Here is a 21,003-nt window from a genome sequence, read left to right on the forward strand (position 1 = left end):
TCCGAGGGCCGCCGCCGTTGTACCCTGTAGCCTGACGGGTGCGCAAAGTGCTACAATGCGTAGCCGGAGCCGAAGTCCGGTCGCGTTTCAACCCGTGAACAAGTAGCCGCGGATCATGGAACTCATCGTCGCGCTTGGCCTGATCGTCTTCAAGGTCGCGTTTCTGATTGCGATCCTCCTGCTGCTGCCCTTGCCGCTGACCTGGCTGGAACGAAAGATCGCCGGGCACATGCAGCAGCGGTTGGGACCTATGCGCGTGGGATGGCACGGGCTGCTGCAGCCGATGGCAGACGGAATCAAGCTCTTAACCAAAGAGGACCACATCCCGGCCGAGGCCGACCGCTTCCTGTTCAAACTGGCGCCAATTCTGGCGCTCGTCCCGCCCTTTGTGGTGTTCGTCGCGATCCCCTTTGGCGAAACTGTCTCGGTTCTCGGCGCGGAGATCACGCTTTACGTCTCCAACATGAACGTGGCGCTCCTTTTCGTCTTCGCGGTGATCGGGATCGAGGTCTATGGCGTCATCTTCGGTGGCTGGGCCGCCAACAGCAAATACGCCGTCCTGGGTAGCCTCAGGACCTGTGCGCAGATGATCAGCTACGAAATCCCGATGGGGTTCGCGGTCATCGGCGTGGTCGTGTTGGCGCAATCCATGAGCCTGCTCGACATCGTGAAGGCCCAAGCCGATCTCTGGAACGTCGTCTACCAACCGGTCGGCTTCTTCGTGTTCTTCGTCGCCGGACTGGCCGAAGCGCAGCGCATTCCCTTCGACCTGGCTGAAGCGGAAGGCGATCTGGGGGCCGGGTTTCATACCGAATACAGCGGTATCCGCTTTGCGTTTTTCATGGTCAGCGAATATGCCATCGTGTTGCTGGTATCGGTGCTGGTGGTGATCCTGTTCTTCGGCGGCTGGAACGGCATACTGATCCCGCTGCCGCCTCTCCTCTGGTTCCTGCTCAAGGTCGCGTTCTTCGTTTATTTGTTCATGTGGTTCCGCTTCACTTTCCCCCGCTATCGCTACGACCAACTGATGGCGATCGGATGGAAAGTCTTGCTTCCTCTATCGATCGCGAACATAATTATAACCGGTGTATTTTTGGGGGCCGCAGCGGCTCCCTAGCGAGGCGGCTATGTCGCGCGCGCAGGACAGAGTTGGAACGTGGATTGGCTGGGCGTTCTTCGCCGATCTGGCGAGAGCCTTGGCTCTGACCTCCGGCTACCTGTTCTCCAGATCTGTGACCATGCAATATCCCGACAAGGAGAAATGGCTGCCCTACTCCCGTTACCGTGGGCACCACTTCCTGAAGCGCGACGACGAAGGCGAGATCAAATGCGTGGCCTGCGAACTCTGCGCGCGAATCTGTCCCTGCGACTGCATCGAAGTCGTCCCCTACGAGGATGAGAAGGGTAACCGGCACCCGGCCAAATTCGAGATCGACACGGCCCGGTGCCTGTTCTGCGGATTGTGCGAGGACGCTTGCCCCGCGGACGCAATAGCGCTTGGGCAACAATATGAATTCTCGAGTTTTTCTTCGCGTGACTTGGTGATCGGGCGCGACGACCTGCTCGCCAAGCCAGGCAAGGCGGCAACGGGCGGCGGCGTAGTCGCTGCTCGCCTGAACACTGAAAAGGCCGTTCTGGTCGAGACGAGCGAGCCGCAGGGGTACAATTGGTGGCGGAATATTCGGCGAACGTGAAGGCGCGCAATCCGTCAAGCCGAAGCGCGCAGACAGGAGACTCAGATGCTTGTCGGCGAAATCATGAAGAACAAGGGCGTCGGTGTCATCGCAGTCGCTCCCGATCAAACGATGGTGGAAGTCTTGAAGTTGTTTCGCGATAACAATATCGGCTTCGTCGTCGTCAGCCGACCGAGTGGCAAATATGTGGGTACGCTGTCGGAACGGGATTGCTGCAATGCAGTGGCGGAATACGGGGCCGAGGCGACGATGATGCGAGCCGCGGATATCATGAACCGCAACGTGGCGACCTGTTCGGCCCGGGATTTGCTCCCCGTAGCGATGGGGATCATGACCCAGCGGCGTACGCGGCATGTGCTGGTCATGGATGGGAACGACGTCATCGGCGTGGTCAGCATCGGCGATGTGGTAAAACACAGGCTCGACGAAGCGCAGCGCACGGAGCAGGATCTGCAGGATTACATCTGCGGGACCAGGTATCACTAGAGCATTTCCAGGGAAAGTGCGCAGCGGTTTTCCGTCCGGAATGCGTAAGAAAACAAGAGGATAGATCGTTTCCGCTATTCAAAGGAAGGCGGAAACGATCTAGTCCAATAGGATGGGTCAGGGCAAGCGACCGGCCATGCCTTCGCCGTGATCATCAGGGCTTGGCGCAGAGCCGGTGAGGCGGGCGGCGGCCGTGGCTTGATGAACCTCTACCGGACACGGGTATTCGCCCCGCCGCATCAGTCTGTTGAGACGCAGGGCTCTGTAGTTTTCAGGAACAAAAACAAGGCCCCCGGGAAAACGTTTGTTGACTTTAAGCTTCGCAGTCAATTCGCCCTGAGCGGATCGCACGACCACCTGATCGCGATCCGCAAGGCCAAGTTTCGCGGCATCCTCTGCGCTCATCTCGACATAGGGGTCATCCGCGACCGTGTTCAGAATCTCCGAGCGTTCGGAAAGATATCCGTTGTGGAACAGGCAGTTGCCGGTGACCAATACGAGCCGGTCAACTGCTTTCGGGGCAGGCGGTGGCGCGAAGAGCTCGCCGCCCGGCGGTGTCGGGGCCGCTTTGGTGAATGCGCCGTCGACGGCAAGCGCTTCCGGCGTCAACGCATGGTAGGCGGGAACCAGCCGGGCAATCTCGTCGAAAATTTCGCCTTGCGTGGACGGCCGCAGCGCCTGGTTGCGGAGCGCCGCGACGAAGTCGAAGATCGCCAAATTGCCTTTCGCCTCGAACGCAGGTTCGCGGAATTTGCGAACCCTCTGGGTCCGGCCTTCGTTGTTGGTGAAGGTGCCGGATTCCTCGCCGTAGCCTGCCGCCGGCAGGACGACCTCTGCCATGCCCGCCGTATCCGTGAGGAAGGCGTCCTGAACAATCAGGAGATCGGTGGCGTCAAGTGCCCGCGTCACGAAATCCCTGTCGGGATAGGCGATCAGGGGGTCGGCTCCGGCGATGTAGAGTGCGCCCATCCGCCCACTGACGCAGAGCTCCAGCATGGCGTCGAGACCCGCGCCGGGTTCCGAAGGGATTTCGGCGCCCCAATTCCGTGCAAGAGCCGTGCGCACCGCGTCATCATGGATCGCCCGCAACCCAGGCAGAGCCGCCGGCAGAACCCCCATGTCCCACGCGCCCATCTGGTTGGCGCGGTCGAAGAGGAACTGCATTGCAGGGTCCTTGCCGAGCAGGCGGAGAACCAGCAGCAGGTTGTTGAGCTGCTGCAGCGTGGCGCGCGCTTCCGGTGATCTCAGGAGGTCGACGCTGACAAGCACCGTGACGCTGCGACCTTCCCCGAGTGCGGCGGCCAGACGATCCGGCCCATCACTGCCGTTGCTCGCCGCCGGCCTGGCGATTGTCGTGCCGAAGTGCGCTAAAGCGTCGCCCGGCAAGGTCTGGCCGGCGGCCGCCACAAGCCCGCCCACCACCGCCGCAAGGCAAGCCGCTTCTCCGCCCGGGGGAACGCGAACGACCGTCCGGGCATCTGCGTCCAGACGGGAGGGCCGTGCCGAGAGCATGAGCAATGCGGTCTGCCGCCGTCGTGCGCCGTCCCGCAATAGGTATTCGGTGACCGGGTTCTCCTCCGTGACGTTGCCGCCAACGATGAGGACGCAGTCGTTGCCGATCACTTCGTCGAGCGGCGCGCGGTTGTAGAAGCTTGCCACCAACGGACCGAGTATATCAAAGGGCGTGGACCAGCGTGTCGAGCAGTCGATGTTGTTGGTCCGGAACACGGTCCGCATCAGCTTCTGGAACTGATAAAGCACCTCGTTGGGCAGGCGCGGCGAGGCCAGCCCGCCGGCAGCCTTGCTTTCGACAGCCGACAGCCGCCGGCACAGATAGTCCCCCGCTTCGTCCCAGGAAACCGGAACCAGGGCGCCGTCGCGACGGATCATCGGCCGCCTGATCCGGTCCCGGCTCGAGATGAAATCGAGGCCAAAGCGCCCCCGTACGCAAAGCGTTTCGCGGTTGACCCCTTCGTCCCATTTCGAGCGTACCCGCATGAACTCACCCTTGCGCGTGCCCACCGTCAGCTGGCAACCGGTGCCACAATGCGGGCAGACCGTGTCGGTCTCGACCAGGTCCCAGGGCCGCGCCTTGTAGCGATAGGGGAAGCTCATCAGCGCACCGACCGGGCAGACCTCAACGCAATTGCCGCATTGGTCGCAACTCGCGAGACTGCCTTCGAAGCCGGTGACGGCGGTATCCATGCCCTTTTCGACAGTACCCAGGGCGACCGCGCCGACGACCTCCTCGCACATCCGGACGCAGCGCTGGCACTGGATGCAGCGGTTGACGTTCATGATGATGACCGGGCTGAGGCGGATATCCTCGGAGTGGAACACACGTTTGTCATCGCGAAACCGGCTTTTGCGGGGCCCGTAGGCCATCACCATGTCCTGAAGCTCGCATTCGCCGCCTTTGTCGCAGATCGGGCAATCGAGCGGATGGTTGGCGAGCAGCATGTCGAGCATGGAAGAGCGCGTTTCCTCGATCAGCGGCGTGTTGGTCCGCACCACCATACCGTCGATGACCGCAGTGGCGCAGGACGGCTGCAGCCGCCGCTGCCCTTCGATCTCCACCAGACACATACGGCAGGATGCCAGCGCCGGCAGGCGCTTCAGATAGCAGAAGGTGGGGATATCAATGCCCAAACGCTGAGCGGCCTGCAGTACTGTCGAGCCAGCCTCAACTTCCAACGTCTGTCCATCGATCGTAATGCTAACCATACGTCCTCGCAGTCTTCTCCCGCACACCCCCTTAGTGAAACGGGCACCTCCGCTCCTCGATATGAGCGACGAACTCCTCGCGGAAATGCGCCAGCGCGGCCCGCAATCCCATCGCGGCACCGTCCCCCAAGGCACAAAACGTATTGCCGAAAATGCCTCTGCAGAGCATCTCCAACTGCTCCAGATCGCCGGGCGCGCCGTCGCCGGCCTCAATCCGGCGCAGGACCTTCACGACCCAGTTCAATCCTTCCCGGCATGGCGTGCACTTGCCACAGGATTCATGGTGGAAGAACTCGATGATCCGGGTGGCGACCTTGACCATGCAGGTTGAGTCGTCGATCACGACCACGCCAGCCGAACCGAGCATCGAGCCGGCGGCAGCCAGCGAGTCGAAATCCATTCCCACCCCCAGCCCATGTTCCGGAATTACCGGCGCTGAGACGCCGCCCGGGATCACCGCCTTGATCCTGCGTCCCGGCAGCGCGCCCCCTGCGTGGGTCTCGACCAGTTCGCGCAGCGGTATTCCCATCGGCAACTCGTAGAGGCCGGGTTTGCGGACCTGCCCGCTGACGCAGTAGAGCTTCGGGCCGGGGCTCTTATCCGGGCCGATGCCGCGAAACCAATCCGGCCCCCGCATGACGATATGCGGCACGCAAGCGAGCGTCTCGACATTGTTGATCACGGTAGGGCTGGCGTAGAGCCCGGCCACCGCCGGAAAGGGTGGCTTCAACCGCGGCTGCGCCCGCTTGCCTTCGAGCGATTCGAGCATCGCAGTCTCCTCGCCGCAGATATAGGCGCCAGCGCCGCAGTGGATATGGATGGTGAAATTGAAATCCGAGCCCAGAATGCTCGTTCCCAGATAACCCTTTTCGTGAGCCTCTGCGATCGCCTGCTCCAGATGACGGATCGCTGTCACATATTCTCCGCGGATGTAGACATAGGCGGTCTCGGCCCCGATCGCGTAGGCACTGATCGCCAGCCCGTCGATGAGCTGGTGCGGATCGCGCTCCATGATGATCCGGTCCTTGAAGGTGCCCGGCTCGCCCTCATCGGCGTTGCAGCACAGATATTTCGGCTTGTCGCCGCGCTTCGGCACGAAGCTCCATTTCATGCCCGTAGGGAATCCGGCACCGCCGCGACCGCGCAGGTTGGATCGTTTGACAAGGTCGACGACCTCGTCGGGCGCGTACTCGCGCAGCACCTTCGCCAGCGCCTGGTAGCCGCCGCCGGTCTCATAGCTTGACAGCAAATGACTGTCCGACATGCCGACATTTTTGAGAAGAACTGGCTCGAACATCGCGTTACTCTCCCGGCGGTCGCGTAGCGTCGTGATCAACGCTCGCTACTCGTCCCGCCTTCGCTCGCAGGCCGTCCAAGAGTGCGTTTATCCGCGCGACATCGAGGTCGCCATAGTAATCGTCGCCGACTTGCATCACCGGAGCCATCTCGCAGGCGCCGAGGCACTCGACAGTCGAAAGCGTGAACAGCCCATCCGGCGTCGTGCCGCCCTTCTTGATCCCGAGGACGTCTTCCATATGCCGCAGCAAATCCTCGGATCGGCGCAGCATGCAGGAGACGTTGTCGCAAAGCTGCAGGTGGAACATCCCTACCGGCTCGGTATGAAAATGGGTGTAGAAGGTCGCCAGTTCGTAGACCCAGATCCGCGCCACTCCAAGAATGTCGGCAACCTCTTCCAGCACCGGGCCGGGCAGATGACCATGTTCCCTCTGCGCGATCAGAAGCGCGGGCATGATCGCCGAGCGCCGGTCGGGATAGCGCACTGCCGCCTCTTCGATCTTTTCGCGCATGGTCATCGCGTTCAAATCCCCTGCTACTTGTCCACCTCCGCCATCACCGGGTCGAGGCTGCCGAGCACGGCGATCATGTCCGCCAGGTAGCGGGCTTTGGTGACCCCGAAGAGCGCCTGAAGGTTGACGAACGACGGTGCCCGCACCTTCATGCGGAACGGCTTTGGCGACCCGTCGCTGATGATGTAGAAGCCAAGTTCGCCTTTTGGCGCCTCGATCGCCGAATAGACCTCGCCCTTCGGCACTTTGAAGCCGTAAGCCGACAAGTCGAAATGCTGGATCAGCGCCTCCATCGAGCAGTGCACCCGATCCTTGTCCAAGGGGAAGGCGATTGTCGGCATGTCGATCTGGAACGGCCCCTCGGGCATCTGGTCGATGCATTGTTCGATAATCCGGATGCTTTCGCGCATCTCGTCGACCCGGCACTGCCAGCGTGCGTAGCAATCGCCCTCTGTGCGGGTGATGACGTTGAAATCGAGCCGATCATAAATTTCATAGGGTTCGTCGCGACGGATGTCCCAGTCGACGCCGCAAGCACGCAAGTTCGGACCGCTCAGGCCGAGATCGATAGCGTCCTCGGCGGAGATCAGGCCGACTCCCTTTGTGCGCTTGAGAAATACGCGATTATCGTCGAGCAATCGCTCATAGTCGCGAATCCGGTTCGGGAGGATGTCGCAGAACTCCCTGATCTTGGGAAGGAAACCATCAGGCAGGTCTTCGCGCACCCCGCCAACCCTGCAGAATGAGGTGTGCATGCGCGCACCGCTGATCATCTCCAACAGATCCATGATCATTTCGCGCTCGCGCATGACATAGAGCAACGCGGTCATGGCGCCAAGGTCCATCGGCAGCGCGCCGGTGATCAGGAGATGACCGGAGATCCGTGCCAGCTCGGCCATCATCACACGAATATATTGCGCCCGCAGCGGTGCTTCTATGCCGAGGAGCTTCTCCACCGCCAGCGCGAAGGCCAGGTTGTTCGAAGGCGGGCAGAGATAGTCGAGCCGGTCGGTCAGCGGGAAAATCTGCGTATAGGTGAAGCTCTCCGCCAGTTTTTCGGTGCCGCGGTGGAGGTAGCCGATATGCGGGTCGACGCGCTTGACGTACTCGCCATCCAGTTCGAGGACGAGCCGAAGAACCCCGTGCGTACTGGGGTGCTGCGGGCCGAGGTTGAGAAGCACTTCCCTGGTGTTGAGCGCTTCGCCTTCTGGCCTGCTGAGCTCGGTGACTTCGGTCATCTCAACTTTCCGGCGTAGAGCGGCCTCCCTTACGGAATATCCCTGGTGGCGAGATCGGGTTGGGTTGGCGGCGGACCTTCGGCACCGAAGGGATTCAGCTGATCCTTGTAGCCACGCAGGGGGAAATCCTTGCGCTGGGGAAAGCCCGCGAAACCCTCCCACATGTAGATGCGGCGCAGATCGGGATGCCCCTCGAACCTGATGCCATACATGTCCCAGGCCTCGCGCTCATGCCAGTTGGCGGTGCGCCATACGCCCGTGACCGAGGGAACCTGCGGCGGATCGCCGAGCCGGCATTTGATGCGTACTCGCCACCTGTTAGGTAGCGAATAGAGATGGTAAACCGCCTCGAACCGCGGCGTTTCGGGGTAATGATCAACCCCGCAGATGTCCGAAAGAAAATTGAACCGCAGTTCCGGATGTTCTTTCAGAAACCGACAGAATTCGACGATCGCCGCAGGTGGAACAGCAAAGGCATGAATACCGTGCGCGACGCCGAGGTCCTCAATTGCTCCCCCGAAACGCTCTATGATCAGAGCGCGATTGAGAAGCGGCTCCACACTCATGACGCTACAACCCGATCAAGAGGCGTCCCGGCCAGCGCGCGCGATCTCTTGATCTTCTCTTGAAGCAGGAGGAAGCCATGCATCAGCGCCTCGGGCCGCGGCGGGCAGCCGGGCACATGCACGTCTACCGGCACGAAGGTTTCCGCCCCCTGCACCACGGCATAGGTGTTGTAGACCCCGCCCGAAATAGCACAGGTGCCCATGGCGATCACCCAGCGCGGTTCCGGCATCTGGTCATAAAGCCGACGCACGACGGGCGCGAATTTCCGGGTCACGGTGCCGGCGATGATCATCACGTCGGACTGGCGGGGCGATGGTCGGAACACCACGCCAAACCGGTCGAGATCATAGCGGGCGCACCCCGCAGAGATCATCTCGATGGCGCAGCAGGCAATTCCGAAGGTCTCGGGCCACAGCGCCGATCTCCGGCTCCAGCCGATAATGCTATCGGCCGTGGTGAACAGCACGCTATCGCGGATCGCGTTGTTTACGCCTCCCATTCCAGCGCTCCCTTCAGCCATGCGTAGGCGAAGCCCACGAGAAGCAGCAACATGAAGACGAACATCTCGACATAGCCGACCAGCCCGATTTCTTTCAGGACGACGGCCCAGGGAAAGAGGAACATCGTCTCGACATCGAAGACGACCAGCAGGATCGCAAGCATAAAGAACTGCACCCTCAAGCGGCCCCCGGCGGCCTCGCCGGCCGCGTCCATGCCGCATTCATACGGCATGTTCTTGGCGGCATAAGGATTGGACGGGCGCAGCAACGAGGAGACGAAAAGCGTCGCCCCCGCCACCAGAACAACTCCGGCGATCATGAAAAGAACCGGCAAGAATTCCATCGCAGCCATATCGCACTGCACCGGTCACCCAACTGGGGGCTTTCCTCGGACGGCACCGACCTCGTTTGGGACCGGTAGCGCGGTCGCCCCGGCAAGCGCTTGGGCAATCCTTTCTTGAAGCGTCAGTTTATTCCGTCGGGCGGATCATTGCAAATCCAATCGATCAGCCGCCAAATACCGAATGTTGGGCAAGCCTCAGAAACCACGACGGAAATAGGCCGATACCGATGGTGCCGGCGGCGGTAAAGGCGAGCGTGGCGCGCACCAAGGGCGTCAGCGCCGGGGCAAAGGTCCTCCCTGGCTCGCGCATATAGATCACCATGACGATGCGGATGTAAAAGTAGGCAGCAACGACGCTCAGCAGCACTGCGATCACCGCCAGCACGACGAAACCTCGCTCGACGAGCGCGACCAGCACGTAGAACTTGGCGAAGAACCCGGCAGTCGGCGGAATACCAGCCAGCGAGAACAGATAGAGCAGCATCAGAAGCGCCAGCCCGGGATGCGACTTGGCCAAACCCGCATAGTCTTCTATGGCCTCGCCCGAAAAATCGGCATTCCGCATCATGATGATTGTGCCGAAAATGCCGAGATTCATGAAGGAGTAGATCAGCAGGTAGAGCATCACGCTGGCGATGCCGTCCGGGCCACCGGCCACCACGCCGAAAATGGCGAACCCGGCATGGGCTATGCTGGAATAGGCCAGGAGGCGTTTGAAGTTATCTTGTACCAGCGCCACGAAACTGCCGAGCGCCATCGTCGCCACGGCAATGACTGCAACGACGATCCAAACGTCCGAGGCTGCGACCAGAGGGTTGAGGAACACCCGCAGGATTACCGCGAACCCCGCCGCCTTGGGACCTACCGACATGAAAGCGGTGATCGTCGTCGGCGCGCCCTCATAAACGTCCGGCACCCACATATGGAACGGCACCGCACCGACTTTGAAAACCAGCCCCGCGACGATGAAAACCACCGCCAGCAGCAATCCGGGATCGAGTGGATCGCCGGTCACCGCCGCAGCCATCCCGTCCAGTTGCGTCGTACCGGTGAGCCCATAGACCAGAGAAACGCCGTAAAGGAAAATCCCCGTCGAAACCGAGCCGAGGATCACGTATTTCAGCGCTGCCTCGTTCGACCGACGCTGCTGGCGCAGGAAACCGGTCAGCACATAGGTGCAAAGCACCATCAGTTCGAGTCCCACATAGATCGACAGGAGATCGGTCGCCGACGCCATGATCATCATTCCCGAAAGCGCAAAGAGCAGCAGAACATAGTATTCGCTGCTGCCGATCCCTTCGACATCGGCATATTTTCGTGAAAGGAAGAATGTCAGAATGGTAGCTAGGTAGAACACGAACTTGAAGAAGACCGCAAAGCGGTCGGCGATGAACATACCGGCATAGGCAGGCCGCACCTCGCTTGCCAGCATGAGTGTACCGAGAGCGGCAATCAGCACAACCGCGACGGAGGCCCAGACAAGCAAATATTCCTGCTCCCTGCGCACAAACTGTCCCAGAATCAGCAGAATGCAGGCCCCAGTGACCACCACGATCTCGGGCACACTCGCTAGGATCGACTGAACAAGCGCGGCGGCGGTCATTGGCCGCTCCCCCTGCCATGCACCTGCGCCAGCAGATGCTGCACCGAAACATCGATGATGTTGAGGAAGGGTTTCGGATAGAGCCCGATCCAAAGTACGAAGACGGCCAGCGGCAAAATTGCGGCCATCTCGCGGGCATTCACGTCGCGCCCCTTGAATCGGACGCCGACGCTAGGCGGACCGAGCGCAACTTTCCCATACATGCCAAGCAAATATGCGGCCCCCAGCAATGCGCCCAGAACGGCGGCTGTGCCGGCGGCCAGATTGGCCGCAAACCCACCAGACAGCACCAGCAATTCGCCCACGAATGAATTCGTTCCCGGCAGCGCCATCGAGGACAGGGTGAACAGCGCGAGAAACGCAGTATAGACCGGCGCCAGCTTCATCAGCCCGCCATAATCCGCGATGCTGCGAGTATGGGTCCGCTCGTAGATCAGGCCGACGAAGAGGAACAACGCGCCCGTCGTTACGCCATGATTGAACATTTGCAGGATGCCGCCCTCGAGCCCGCGGAGGTTCAGCGCAAAAATTCCGAGCGTCACGAAGCCCATGTGGCTGATGCTGGAATAGGCCACCAGCTTCTTCAGATCGTCCTGCGCCAGCGCAAGCAAGCCGCCATAGACGATCGCAAGCGCCGAAAGCGCCAACATCAGGGGGGAATAATACAGCGACGCCGCCGGCAGCATCGATAGGGAAAACCGCAAGAATCCGTAGGCGCCCATCTTCAGGAGCACTCCCGCGAGGATGATGCTGCCTGCCGTCGGCGCCTGCACATGGGCGTCCGGCAGCCAAGTGTGGACCGGGACCATCGGCACCTTGACCGCGAAGGCGATCAGGAAGGCGAAGAACAGCCAGGACTGGACCCGGAATGGCAAATCCTGTGCTGTGAGCGCGAGGATGTCGAAGGTCTTGCCGCCGTGGAAATAAAGCACGATGACGCCGATCAGGAACAGGAGGCTGCCTGCCAGCGTGTAAAGGAAGAACTTGAGCGCGGCATAGACCCGTCCGTCGCCACCCCAGACGCCGATGATCAGGTACATCGGGATCAGCATCGCCTCCCAGAAGACGTAGAATAAGAACAGGTCGAGCGCGCAGAACACCCCCAGCATCAGCGCTTGCATGACCAGCAGACTGACCATGAACTCCTTTATCTTGCGGTCGATCGCGACCCAGGAGGCGAGCACGCAGATCCAGCCCAACAGCGCGGTCAGGAATACGAAGAGCACGCTTATTCCATCGATGCCAAGCGCGTAAGTGATCCCGAGAGCGGGAACCCATGGGCGCGTCTCGGTGAACTGCATCGCGTGGCTGGTGGTGTCAAAGCTGGCCAGCATGGCGATGCAAAGAGCGAGGTCGAGGACGGTGACGCAGAGCGCCGTCCACCGTACCGCGTAGTCGCCGCGCAGAAACATCAGAGCCGCGGCCCCTGCGGCAGGCGTGAATATGATGAAGCTAAGGAGCGGAAACCCCATGGCCTCCCCCTACCGCCATGCCACGGCGAAGACGACGATGGCTGCGGTCACACCGACGATCATGGCGAGCGCGTAATGGGTGACGATGCCGGTCTGGAGCCGCCGTAGCCTCGAACCGCCACGCAAGATCGAGCGGGCAACGCCGTTCACGACGGCGTCGACGCCGGTGAGATCGATCCGCAGTCCCGCCCGCGCCGCGCCATGCAGGAAGGGCAGCGCCACGGTCTCGGACACGTCGCTCACCGCCTTCTCGTAGCGCGCCAGCGGTTTTTCGGCGAGCCACATAAAGTATCGCGCGCCCTTGCGATAGAACCAGTCGGTATCGAGGCTGATTGTGTTCTCGGGGTCGAGCGCCTTGAGGAACAGCACGAATCCCAGGGCGGTGAACATCAGCAGACCGAGGCTCTCCGTGACATGGAGGCCTGTATAGGGTTCGAAATCGACCGGATAGGGCAGAAGCGCATAGAGCGGCTGGGGGAACACTCCGATCGCAATGCAGAGCACCGCCGCCATGGCCATCGCAACCAGCATGTTGCGCGGTGGCTCCCGCGCCTCGAGTTTCCGATCCGTGCCGAAAAACATGTAATACGGGAGCTTGAGTCCGGTGTGCAGGAATGTCCCGGACGACGCCATCGTCAGCGCCAGCACCACCAGCGCCCGATGATCCTCTCCAGCAGCTGATATCACCATCGATTTGGTGACAAAGCCCGAGAAGAACGGAAATGCCGAGATCGCGAAAGCGCCGACCATGTAGAGCGCCACGGTCAGCGGCATGGTCTTGTAGAGCCCGCCAAGCTCGGTGAGCTTGCGCCGCCCGGTGACATGGATCACCGCGCCCGCCCCCATGAAGAGCAGGGCTTTATAGAGAATATGCGCGAAGGCATGGCTCGCGGCTCCGTTGACCGCCATCTCGGTGCCGATGCCGATGCCCGCCACCATATAGCCCACCTGGCTGACGATATGATAGGCCAGGAGCCGTCGGCAGTCATTCTCCAGCACCGCGTAGATGACACCGTAAAGCGCCATCGCGGTGCCGAGCCAAACCAGAAGCTCGGTGCCTGGAAACGCCCGCGCCAGGACGTAGACGGCGGTCTTGGTGGTAAAGGCGCTCATGAATACCGCCCCGGTGACGGTCGCCTCCGGATAGGCATCGGTCAGCCAGGCGTTGAGCGGCGGCACCGCCGCGTTGAGGATGAATCCGGCGAGGATCAGATAGGCGCCTACACCCATTCCGCCATCGATCGAGCCCCGCTCCATCGGACCAAAGAGCAGCGAACCGGTGGCGAGCCCGTGGAGAATGATGCCGCCGAGCAGAACGACGCCGCCGGTGATGTGGACCATGAGATAGCGGAACCCTGCCCGGATCGCCGGTCCGCCGCGCTGCGCGAAGACCAGGTAGGCAGACGCGAATGCCATGGCTTCCCAGAACATGTAGAGGGTCAGGTAGTCACCGGCGAACACCACGCCGAGTGCGCCTCCGACGTAGATGAAGGCCGCCATGTGCTGGCCAGCGTCCGTCAAGTGCAGCGCATAGACCATGCCGATCAGCGCCATGATGGTGAAAACGGTGGCAAAGACGATGCTCAGCTTGTCGACCTTCGCGATCAGGATTTCCTGCCCGATGAACCGCGCCGCGCCATAGCTGCCCGGCTCCATCGTGAGCACGGCAAGGATCGCCAGGGTTGGAATCAGCAGCAGATAGGCCTTGCGGATCGACCCGCTGAGGAAAGGGATCGGCAGAGCGCCGAGAATGAAGAGCAGGGCCGGATGGATGAAGTCAGTCATAATAATCCTCGCGCCGCATCAGCCCGACCCGATGGCCGAGAAACTTGGAAACGAAGATGAGCAGCATGCAGGAACCGAGGCCGTAGACGGCGGACCAGCCAGGCAGGCGGTCCCAGAGGTATTCGGCGTGTTCGCGAAAGACCAGAAAGTCAGCCGCGACGATCAGAACGAGCACCAGATAGAACAGTCGGCGTCGGCGCCTCGCATAGTCTTCGTCACCAAAGAAGTGGATGACACGCTTGATCATCTGATCACTCCGTTCGCCAGGGTGAGGAAATAGCCGGGGAAGATGCCCATCAGCACCGACAGGATGGCGGTCGCGACGAGCGGGATCGTGACCATCGGAATTTCACGGACCGTCGCCGGGCTTTCCTGCGCCTCCGTCCCGAAAAAGGCGGCATAGCTGACCGGCAGGAAATAGGCGGCGTTCAGGATCGAGCTCGCCAGGAGCACGACAAGAAAAGCGATCTGCCCCGCCTCCACGGAGCCCAACGTCAGATACCACTTGCTGATGAAGCCCGCGGTGGGCGGCACCCCGATCATGCTCAGCGAAGCGACGAAAAATGCCCCCATCGTCCAGGGCAGCCTGCGGCCGATACCGGCCATGTCGCTGATGTTTCGCTTGCCAGACGCGCAATAGATCGACCCGGCGCAGAAAAAGAGTGTGATTTTGGAGAATGCGTGCGCAGCGATGTGAATAATGCCACCGACCATCGCGACCGGCGACAGCAGAACCGCGCCAAGCACGATGTAGGAGAGCTGGCTGACCGTCGAATAGGCGAGCCTTGCCTTGAGGTCGTCCCGCGTCAGCGCATAGACCGATGCCATCAGGATCGTGAACGACACCAGATAGGCCGTGGCGATGCCAAGGCCTAGCTCCCCGACCAGCTTGATGCCGAAGACATGGAAGACGACCCGCAGCAAGCAAAACACGCCCATCTTGACCACGGCCACGGCATGCAAGAGCGCGCTGACCGGCGTCGGCGCCACCATCGCGGCGGGCAGCCAGGCGTGTATCGGCATCACCGCCGCCTTGGCGAAGCCGAAGAGATAGCAGAAATAGACGACCGTCAGCAGCCCCGCCGAAGCACCGACGCCCGCCAAAAGCCCCCCCTGTCTAAAATCGAGCGATCCCGCGATCTGGTAGGTCAGCGCCAGCGCAGCGAGCAGCAGGCTTTTCGACGCTCCCATCAAATAGACGAGGTACTTGCGAGCGCCCGTCCATCCCACTTCGTCCTCGTGGTGGTAGACGAGCGGATAGGTAACGAGACTGAGCGCTTCGTAGAATATGACCAGCGTGAAAAGATTGGCGGCGAAGGCACCCCCGACGGCGGCCGCCAGGCTGGTGGCGAAGCAGGCAAAGAACCGGGTCTGCGCATGTTCGTTCAGGTGCCGCATGTAGCCGATGGAATAGATCGCAGCCACGATCCACAGCATCGACGAGACGGTGGCGAATACCATGCCGAGCGCATCGGCCCGGAAAGCGAAGTCGACCCCCGGCAGGATCTCGAACAGGCGCAAGTCGACGGTCTCGCCCGAAAGCACCGTGGGTGCCATCGAGGCGACGATCGCGAACAGGGCGACTGCGGCCAGTGGCGAGACGGCATCGCGGAGTTTCTCACGGTTGTTCAGAAGCAGAATTGCTAAGGCCGCCAGGCCTGGGACGGCGACGGCAAGCAGTGGCCGGATCGATGTCACCGGGTCCAAGCCGCTATCCTTTCATCATTGTCACGTCGTCGACCTTGAGGGTGGATTTGTTCCTCACAAGGGCGACCAAAATGCCGAGGGCGACGGCAACTTCCGCTGCGGTGATTGCGATGACGAAGATCGCGAAGATCTGCCCGCGGAAATCATCGTGGTAACGCCCGAAAGCGATGAAATTAATGTTGACCGAGTTGAGCAGCAGCTCCAACGACATCAGCACGACCAGGATATTGCGCCTGAGCAGCACGCCCGCCGCTCCGATTACGAACAGGGCCACTCCGAGCAAAATATACCACCAGAGCGGGACCATCACCCGGGCTCCTTCCGCGCCAGCACGATGGCGCCGACCAGAGCGGCCAGCAGGATCACGGAGGCAGCCTCAAACGGCAGAAGATAGTCGGCAAAAAGTGTCGTGCTGAGCTGCCTAATCTCATCGCCACCACGCATCGCTACGGGCTCGGTGAGCGAAAAGTGGTCGCTCCGGAACACCAGTGCGAGCATCTCGACCCCAAGCAGGACGAGCAGCACGAGAGCCGGCAGATTGCCGCCCCGCAAGAAGCGCTGCGACACCGCTTCGCGCACATCGATCATCATGATCACGAAGAGGAACAGCACCATGATCGCGCCGACATAGACGAAGATCTGGACGACCGCGAGCAACGGTGCCTCCAGCAGGACGAAGATTGCCGAGATCTGTAGGAAACACGCCATCAGCGCCAATGCGCTGTGAACCGGATTCCGCGCCAGGATCACCGTCAGGGCCGCGATCACGGACACCGTAGCGAACAGAAGAAAGAACCCCTGATCCATCGACGCAACCCTCCCCCGCGAGCTGTCTCTCGGCGCGAGACGGCCGGATTTGAGGTAGCTCCGCACTTCAGGTGCATTTACAAATTGTGCGCTAGTATTGTCTTTTTCACAAGATTATTGTCATTGGCGGCGCAAAACTAGGCCGGCCCGTATGTGGCGAAAGCCGCTCGCGAACTGCGCTCTTTCGACCGTGCTTCTGTAATAGGCCTTTGCCCGCCAAGTCCCTCAGCACCAAAATCTCGTCACCAGGGTCATACTTCTATCCGTGGTCAACACCAAGGTTGCCACACCACGCCATCAGATCCCGAACCGGCAGGCCAATCTAGGACCAGGCTGCTGATTTACGCTAGGAACTGAGCCGGCGTTGGAGTGCCCTCTCGGGCTAGACCGCAAGACGGGGGCAACCTTCCGCGGCGATTGGCAGTCCTCGCCGGGGTGAACCGTGACGTGACCCTCGCCCGCGAAGAAATCTTTAGGCTGGTCCCGGTGGTAATGCTCTACGAAATTGATCTGGCCTGATTTGCCGGCCATGCAGGCCAGCTCTTTGCCAATAACAAACAAATCCAGTGCGTCAGCCTGCCGAGCACGGGGCTTAGCATCACCCGCGCTCGACAGTCACAATCAAATCACTCTATGCAGCAAATCGGAAACCGACTTTTTCGCATCGCCATAGAACATGCGGGTATTGTCCTTATAGAAGAGCGGGTTTTCGATACCCGAGTATCCCGTACCCTGCCCACGCTTGGAGACGAAGACCCGTTTGGCCTTCCATACCTCAAGGACAGGCATGCCAGCGATCGGCGAGTTCGGATCTTCCTGGGCCGCTGGGTTGACGATGTCGTTGGAGCCGATGACGATGACGACATCCGTCTCGTGGAAGTCCTCATTGATCTCATCCATTTCGAGCACGATGTCGTAGGGCACCTTGGCCTCGGCGAGCAGCACGTTCATGTGGCCCGGCAGGCGGCCGGCGACCGGATGAATGGCGAACCGCACGTCCTTGCCCGCGGCGCGCAGCTTGCGGGTGAGTTCGGCGACGGGCTGCTGGGCTTGGGCCACCGCCATGCCGTAACCCGGTACGATGACGACGCTGTCGGCATCGTTCAAGGCCGCGGCAACGCCCTCCGCGTCGATGGCGATCTGCTCACCGATGATTTCCATCTGCGGACCGGTCGTCGTGCCGAAGCCGCCGAGGATGACCGAGATGAACGACCGGTTCATCGCCTTGCACATGATGTAGGACAGGATCGCGCCCGAGGATCCCACAAGCGCGCCCGTGACGATCAGCAGGTCGTTGCCGAGGGTAAAGCCGATCGCCGCCGCCGCCCAGCCGGAATAGGAGTTGAGCATCGACACGACGACCGGCATGTCGGCGCCACCAATGCCCATGATCAGATGATAGCCGATGAAGAAGGCGGCAAGCGTCATCAGGATCAGTGTCCAAACGCCGGCACCATTGGCGTACATGAACAGGAGGATGAGCGACAGGATCGCAGCTGCCGCGTTGAGGGCGTGCCCGCCCGGGAGCTTTCTGGCCTTGCCGTCCACCTTGCCAGCGAGCTTGCCGAAGGCCACGACCGAACCAGTGAAGGTAACCGCGCCGATGAATACGCCGAGGAAGACCTCAACCTTCATGATCGCGAGCTCAACCGACGTCTTATGGGCGAGAATGCCTGCAAAGCCCGTGAGCCCCGCACGAGCCGCCTCGTCCATGCCTGACACCCGCCAGGCTTCGATGTGGGCATTGAGCCCGATAAAGACGGCCGCAAGGCCGACGAAGGAATGCAGCGCTGCGACGAGCTGTGGCATTTCCGTCATCTGCACGCGGCTTGCCACGTAATAACCGAGCACGGCGCCGCCGGCGATCATGAAGGTAATGATGAACCAGTTGCCAACGCCTGGACCAAAGACCGTGGCGATGACGGCAAGCGCCATGCCGGCAATGCCGTACCAGACGGCGCGTTTGGCGCGCTCCTGGCCGGAAAGTCCGCCAAGGGACAGAATGAATAGTACTGCCGCAGCGATATAAGCGGCCGAAACGATACCGATCGTCATATTGATCTCCCCTACCCGCTCAAGACTTCTGGAACATGGCAAGCATGCGCCTTGTCACCAGGAACCCACCGACGATGTTGATCGTCGCGACCAGGACGGAGAGCGCCGCCAGGATCACGACGAGCCAGTTGCCGGAGCCGATCTGCAGAAGAGCGCCAAGAATGACGATCCCGGAAACAGCATTCGTCACCGCCATGAGCGGCGTGTGTAGTGAATGAGAGACGTTCCAGATCACCTGGAAGCCGATGAAGCAGGCGAGAGCGAAGACGACGAAGTGGTTCATGAAGCTCGGCGGGGCAAAGGCGCCGATCAGCAGCATTAGCGCCGTGCCACCAGCTAGCAGCAAGCCCTGGTTTCGGGTCTGCGCCTTGAATGCGACAGCCTCGGCTGCTCGCTTTTCCTCCGGTGTCTGCTCTTTCATCTTCTCTTTGGGTTTCTGGGCTGCAATCGCCTGCACCTTGGGCGGTGGCGGCGGATATGTGATCTCACCCTGATAGATCACGGTCGCGCCGCGGATGACGTCGTCTTCCATGTTGTGGACGATTCGGCCGTCCTTGCCTGGCGTCAGATCCGCCATCATGTGACGGATATTGGTCGAGTAGAGCGCCGAGGCCTGCGTCGCCATCCGGCTGGGAAAGTCAGTGTAACCGATGACGACAACGCCGTTGTCGGACACGACACGCTGGCCTGCGACCGTGAGATCGCAATTGCCACCGCGCTCTGCGGCCAGATCGACGATGACCGAGCCGGGCTTCATCATCGCTACCATGTCGGCCAACCAGAGTTTGGGCGCATCACGCCCAGGAATGAGCGCCGTCGTTATGACGACATCGATTTCGGGGGCAAGTTCCCGAAACTTCTCCAATTGCTTTTCACGGAATTCGGGAGAAGACGGTGCTGCATATCCACCGGTCGCAGCCCCATCCTGACTGTTATCTTTGAAGTCGAGATACACGAACTTGGCGCCCATAGACTCGATCTGCTCGGCCACTTCCGGACGCACGTCAAAGGCATAGGTAATGGCGCCAAGCGATGTCGCCGTGCCGACGGCCGCAAGACCGGCGACACCTGCACCGATGATGAGAACCTTGGCCGGCGGCACTTTGCCAGCAGCCGTCACCTGGCCGGTGAAGAAACGTCCGAAATTGTTGCCGGCTTCGATGACCGCGCGATAGCCGGCGATGTTGGCCATGGACGACAACGCGTCCATCTTCTGCGCCCGTGAGATCCGGGGCACCATGTCCATGGCAATGACATTTGCTCCAGAATTCTTCACCTGGTCCAGAAGTTCCTTGTTCTGCGCAGGATAAAAGAAGGAGATCAATGTTTGACCATCGCGCAGGCGCTCCACCTCGAAGGCTTCCGGCGGCCGCACCTTGGCGATCACGTCGACCTCAGCGTAAAGATCCTCCACTTTGTCGAAAACCGCGACGCCAGCCGCACGATAGCGATCATCGGTGAAGCCAGCCGCCAAGCCCGCACCCGCTTCAACGAAGCACGCATATCCGAGCTTCTGAAGCTCTCGAGCGCTCTCGGGCGTCAAAGCTACCCTCAGCTCACCAGGGGTAGTTTCCCTGGGAGATCCAAATTTCATCATCGCTGAACTTCCGGCGTAACCGGCTCCTCTGACCTAAATTCCCCGTCGATGGTCCACGGAGTTACTGATTGGCAGACGAAAACGATCAAACCGGAATAGACTTGTCTAGTGCAGCGGGGCGCAGATATGCTGGTTTTTGTCGCTCAAGAGACTGCTTAAATCGATTTTTATTTTGACGCATTGCACACACGACTGACTAAAACGTTTCCGCTTTTAGCTGAATCGGAAAGGATTCTATTCTTGGTTGTTTTGTGATCCAAGATGCCGGCTGAAGTGGAGGCCAGTATCGGATGACTCGACCTCTTTCAAACGATCTCCGCAAGCGTGTTGTTGATGCAATCGAGGCCGGCGAGAGCTGCCGGTCGGTGGCGGCACGGTTAGGTATTACGGTGTCTGCAGCGTTGAAGTGGTCTCAGCGTTATCGATCGAGCGGATCTGTCGCGCCCGGGAAGATGGGTGGTCAGCGCAAGCGTGTTCTGGAGCCGTACCGGGCGTTTATCGCGGAGCGGATCAACCAGACGCCGCATCTGTCACTGCACGGGTTGAAGGAAGAGTTGGCCCTTCCTTCTCTCGTTGTTGCTGGATTGGGTCGTAACGGTTTCTACGGAGGCCAACAT

19 protein-coding genes and 1 pseudogene are annotated in these 21,003 nt (G+C 60.8%); 4 read left to right on the forward strand and 16 right to left on the reverse strand.

Features of this window, described 5'->3' with window-relative positions; genetic code table 11:
• Positions 1-115 precede the first annotated feature (115 nt).
• From nuoH to RHSP_RS16410, 3 genes are read left to right on the forward strand one after another with little or no spacing between them, the layout of a single operon-like run.
• Positions 116-1,117, forward strand: a complete 1,002-nt coding sequence (nuoH, locus tag RHSP_RS16400; RefSeq protein ID WP_004119386.1) for an NADH-quinone oxidoreductase subunit NuoH — start codon at positions 116-118, stop codon at positions 1,115-1,117.
• Positions 1,118-1,127: 10 nt separating this feature from the next.
• Positions 1,128-1,694 (forward strand): NADH-quinone oxidoreductase subunit I, encoded by a 567-nt coding sequence (locus tag RHSP_RS16405; RefSeq protein ID WP_004119388.1) that lies wholly within the window; start codon positions 1,128-1,130, stop codon positions 1,692-1,694.
• Positions 1,695-1,739: 45 nt separating this feature from the next.
• Entirely contained in the window at positions 1,740-2,180 is a 441-nt protein-coding gene (locus RHSP_RS16410; RefSeq protein WP_004119390.1) for a CBS domain-containing protein, read from the forward strand.
• Positions 2,181-2,297: 117 nt separating this feature from the next.
• On the opposite strand, the gene nuoG is transcribed toward RHSP_RS16410, so the two are convergent.
• From nuoG to RHSP_RS16490, 16 genes are all read right to left on the reverse strand, one after another.
• Complete coding sequence (nuoG, locus tag RHSP_RS16415) at positions 2,298-4,904, reverse strand: NADH-quinone oxidoreductase subunit NuoG (RefSeq protein WP_004119393.1); 2,607 nt, start codon at positions 4,902-4,904, stop codon at positions 2,298-2,300.
• A gap of 31 nt (positions 4,905-4,935) precedes the next feature.
• Complete coding sequence (gene nuoF / locus RHSP_RS16420) at positions 4,936-6,201, reverse strand: NADH-quinone oxidoreductase subunit NuoF (protein WP_004119396.1); 1,266 nt, start codon at positions 6,199-6,201, stop codon at positions 4,936-4,938.
• A gap of 4 nt (positions 6,202-6,205) precedes the next feature.
• Positions 6,206-6,718: an NADH-quinone oxidoreductase subunit NuoE gene (locus RHSP_RS16425; RefSeq protein WP_004119399.1), complete on the reverse strand. Its 513-nt coding sequence runs from the start codon at positions 6,716-6,718 to the stop codon at positions 6,206-6,208.
• A 17-nt stretch (positions 6,719-6,735) separates the two neighbouring features.
• Entirely contained in the window at positions 6,736-7,950 is a 1,215-nt protein-coding gene (gene nuoD / locus RHSP_RS16430; RefSeq protein ID WP_037152443.1) for an NADH dehydrogenase (quinone) subunit D, read from the reverse strand.
• Positions 7,951-7,979: 29 nt separating this feature from the next.
• Entirely contained in the window at positions 7,980-8,516 is a 537-nt protein-coding gene (locus RHSP_RS16435; protein ID WP_037152446.1) for an NADH-quinone oxidoreductase subunit C, read from the reverse strand.
• Positions 8,513-9,016, reverse strand: a complete 504-nt coding sequence (locus tag RHSP_RS16440) for a NuoB/complex I 20 kDa subunit family protein (RefSeq protein WP_004119404.1) — start codon at positions 9,014-9,016, stop codon at positions 8,513-8,515. The genes RHSP_RS16435 and RHSP_RS16440 overlap by 4 nt, the downstream gene beginning before the upstream one ends.
• Complete coding sequence (locus RHSP_RS16445; RefSeq protein WP_004119414.1) at positions 9,004-9,369, reverse strand: NADH-quinone oxidoreductase subunit A; 366 nt, start codon at positions 9,367-9,369, stop codon at positions 9,004-9,006. The genes RHSP_RS16440 and RHSP_RS16445 overlap by 13 nt, the downstream gene beginning before the upstream one ends.
• Positions 9,370-9,523: 154 nt before the next feature.
• The gene (locus tag RHSP_RS16450) at positions 9,524-10,963 is read right to left on the reverse strand and encodes an NADH-quinone oxidoreductase subunit N (RefSeq protein WP_004119416.1); all 1,440 of its coding nucleotides are present in this window, start codon (positions 10,961-10,963) and stop codon (positions 9,524-9,526) included.
• Positions 10,960-12,435 carry an NADH-quinone oxidoreductase subunit M gene (locus RHSP_RS16455; protein WP_004119419.1) on the reverse strand — a complete coding sequence of 492 codons (1,476 nt, stop codon included), beginning with the start codon at positions 12,433-12,435 and terminating at the stop codon, positions 10,960-10,962. The genes RHSP_RS16450 and RHSP_RS16455 overlap by 4 nt, the downstream gene beginning before the upstream one ends.
• 9 nt (positions 12,436-12,444) lie before the next feature.
• Complete coding sequence (locus RHSP_RS16460; RefSeq protein ID WP_004119422.1) at positions 12,445-14,220, reverse strand: Na(+)/H(+) antiporter subunit D; 1,776 nt, start codon at positions 14,218-14,220, stop codon at positions 12,445-12,447.
• The gene (locus RHSP_RS16465) at positions 14,213-14,467 is read right to left on the reverse strand and encodes a hypothetical protein (RefSeq protein WP_004119425.1); all 255 of its coding nucleotides are present in this window, start codon (positions 14,465-14,467) and stop codon (positions 14,213-14,215) included. The genes RHSP_RS16460 and RHSP_RS16465 overlap by 8 nt, the downstream gene beginning before the upstream one ends.
• The gene (locus tag RHSP_RS16470) at positions 14,464-15,927 is read right to left on the reverse strand and encodes a monovalent cation/H+ antiporter subunit D family protein (protein ID WP_037152450.1); all 1,464 of its coding nucleotides are present in this window, start codon (positions 15,925-15,927) and stop codon (positions 14,464-14,466) included. The genes RHSP_RS16465 and RHSP_RS16470 overlap by 4 nt, the downstream gene beginning before the upstream one ends.
• Positions 15,928-15,931: 4 nt before the next feature.
• Positions 15,932-16,234, reverse strand: coding sequence for an NADH-quinone oxidoreductase subunit NuoK (gene nuoK / locus RHSP_RS16475; RefSeq protein ID WP_004119429.1), 303 nt, complete (start codon positions 16,232-16,234; stop codon positions 15,932-15,934).
• Positions 16,234-16,734 carry an NADH-quinone oxidoreductase subunit J gene (locus RHSP_RS16480; protein WP_004119431.1) on the reverse strand — a complete coding sequence of 167 codons (501 nt, stop codon included), beginning with the start codon at positions 16,732-16,734 and terminating at the stop codon, positions 16,234-16,236. Before RHSP_RS16480 ends, nuoK begins: the two co-directional genes overlap by 1 nt.
• Before the next feature lie 621 nt (positions 16,735-17,355).
• Entirely contained in the window at positions 17,356-18,789 is a 1,434-nt protein-coding gene (locus RHSP_RS16485) for an NAD(P)(+) transhydrogenase (Re/Si-specific) subunit beta (RefSeq protein WP_004119434.1), read from the reverse strand.
• Between the two features lie 19 nt (positions 18,790-18,808).
• The gene (locus tag RHSP_RS16490; RefSeq protein WP_037152513.1) at positions 18,809-20,383 is read right to left on the reverse strand and encodes a Re/Si-specific NAD(P)(+) transhydrogenase subunit alpha; all 1,575 of its coding nucleotides are present in this window, start codon (positions 20,381-20,383) and stop codon (positions 18,809-18,811) included.
• A gap of 290 nt (positions 20,384-20,673) precedes the next feature.
• Here RHSP_RS16490 and RHSP_RS33645 point away from each other — a divergent pair.
• Positions 20,674-20,967, forward strand: a pseudogene (locus RHSP_RS33645) (helix-turn-helix domain-containing protein); the annotation flags it as partial.
• Positions 20,968-21,003 lie beyond the last annotated feature (36 nt).

The sequence above is a fragment of the Rhizobium freirei PRF 81 genome, from assembly GCF_000359745.1.
Classification (GTDB): Bacteria; Pseudomonadota; Alphaproteobacteria; order Rhizobiales; family Rhizobiaceae; genus Rhizobium; species Rhizobium freirei.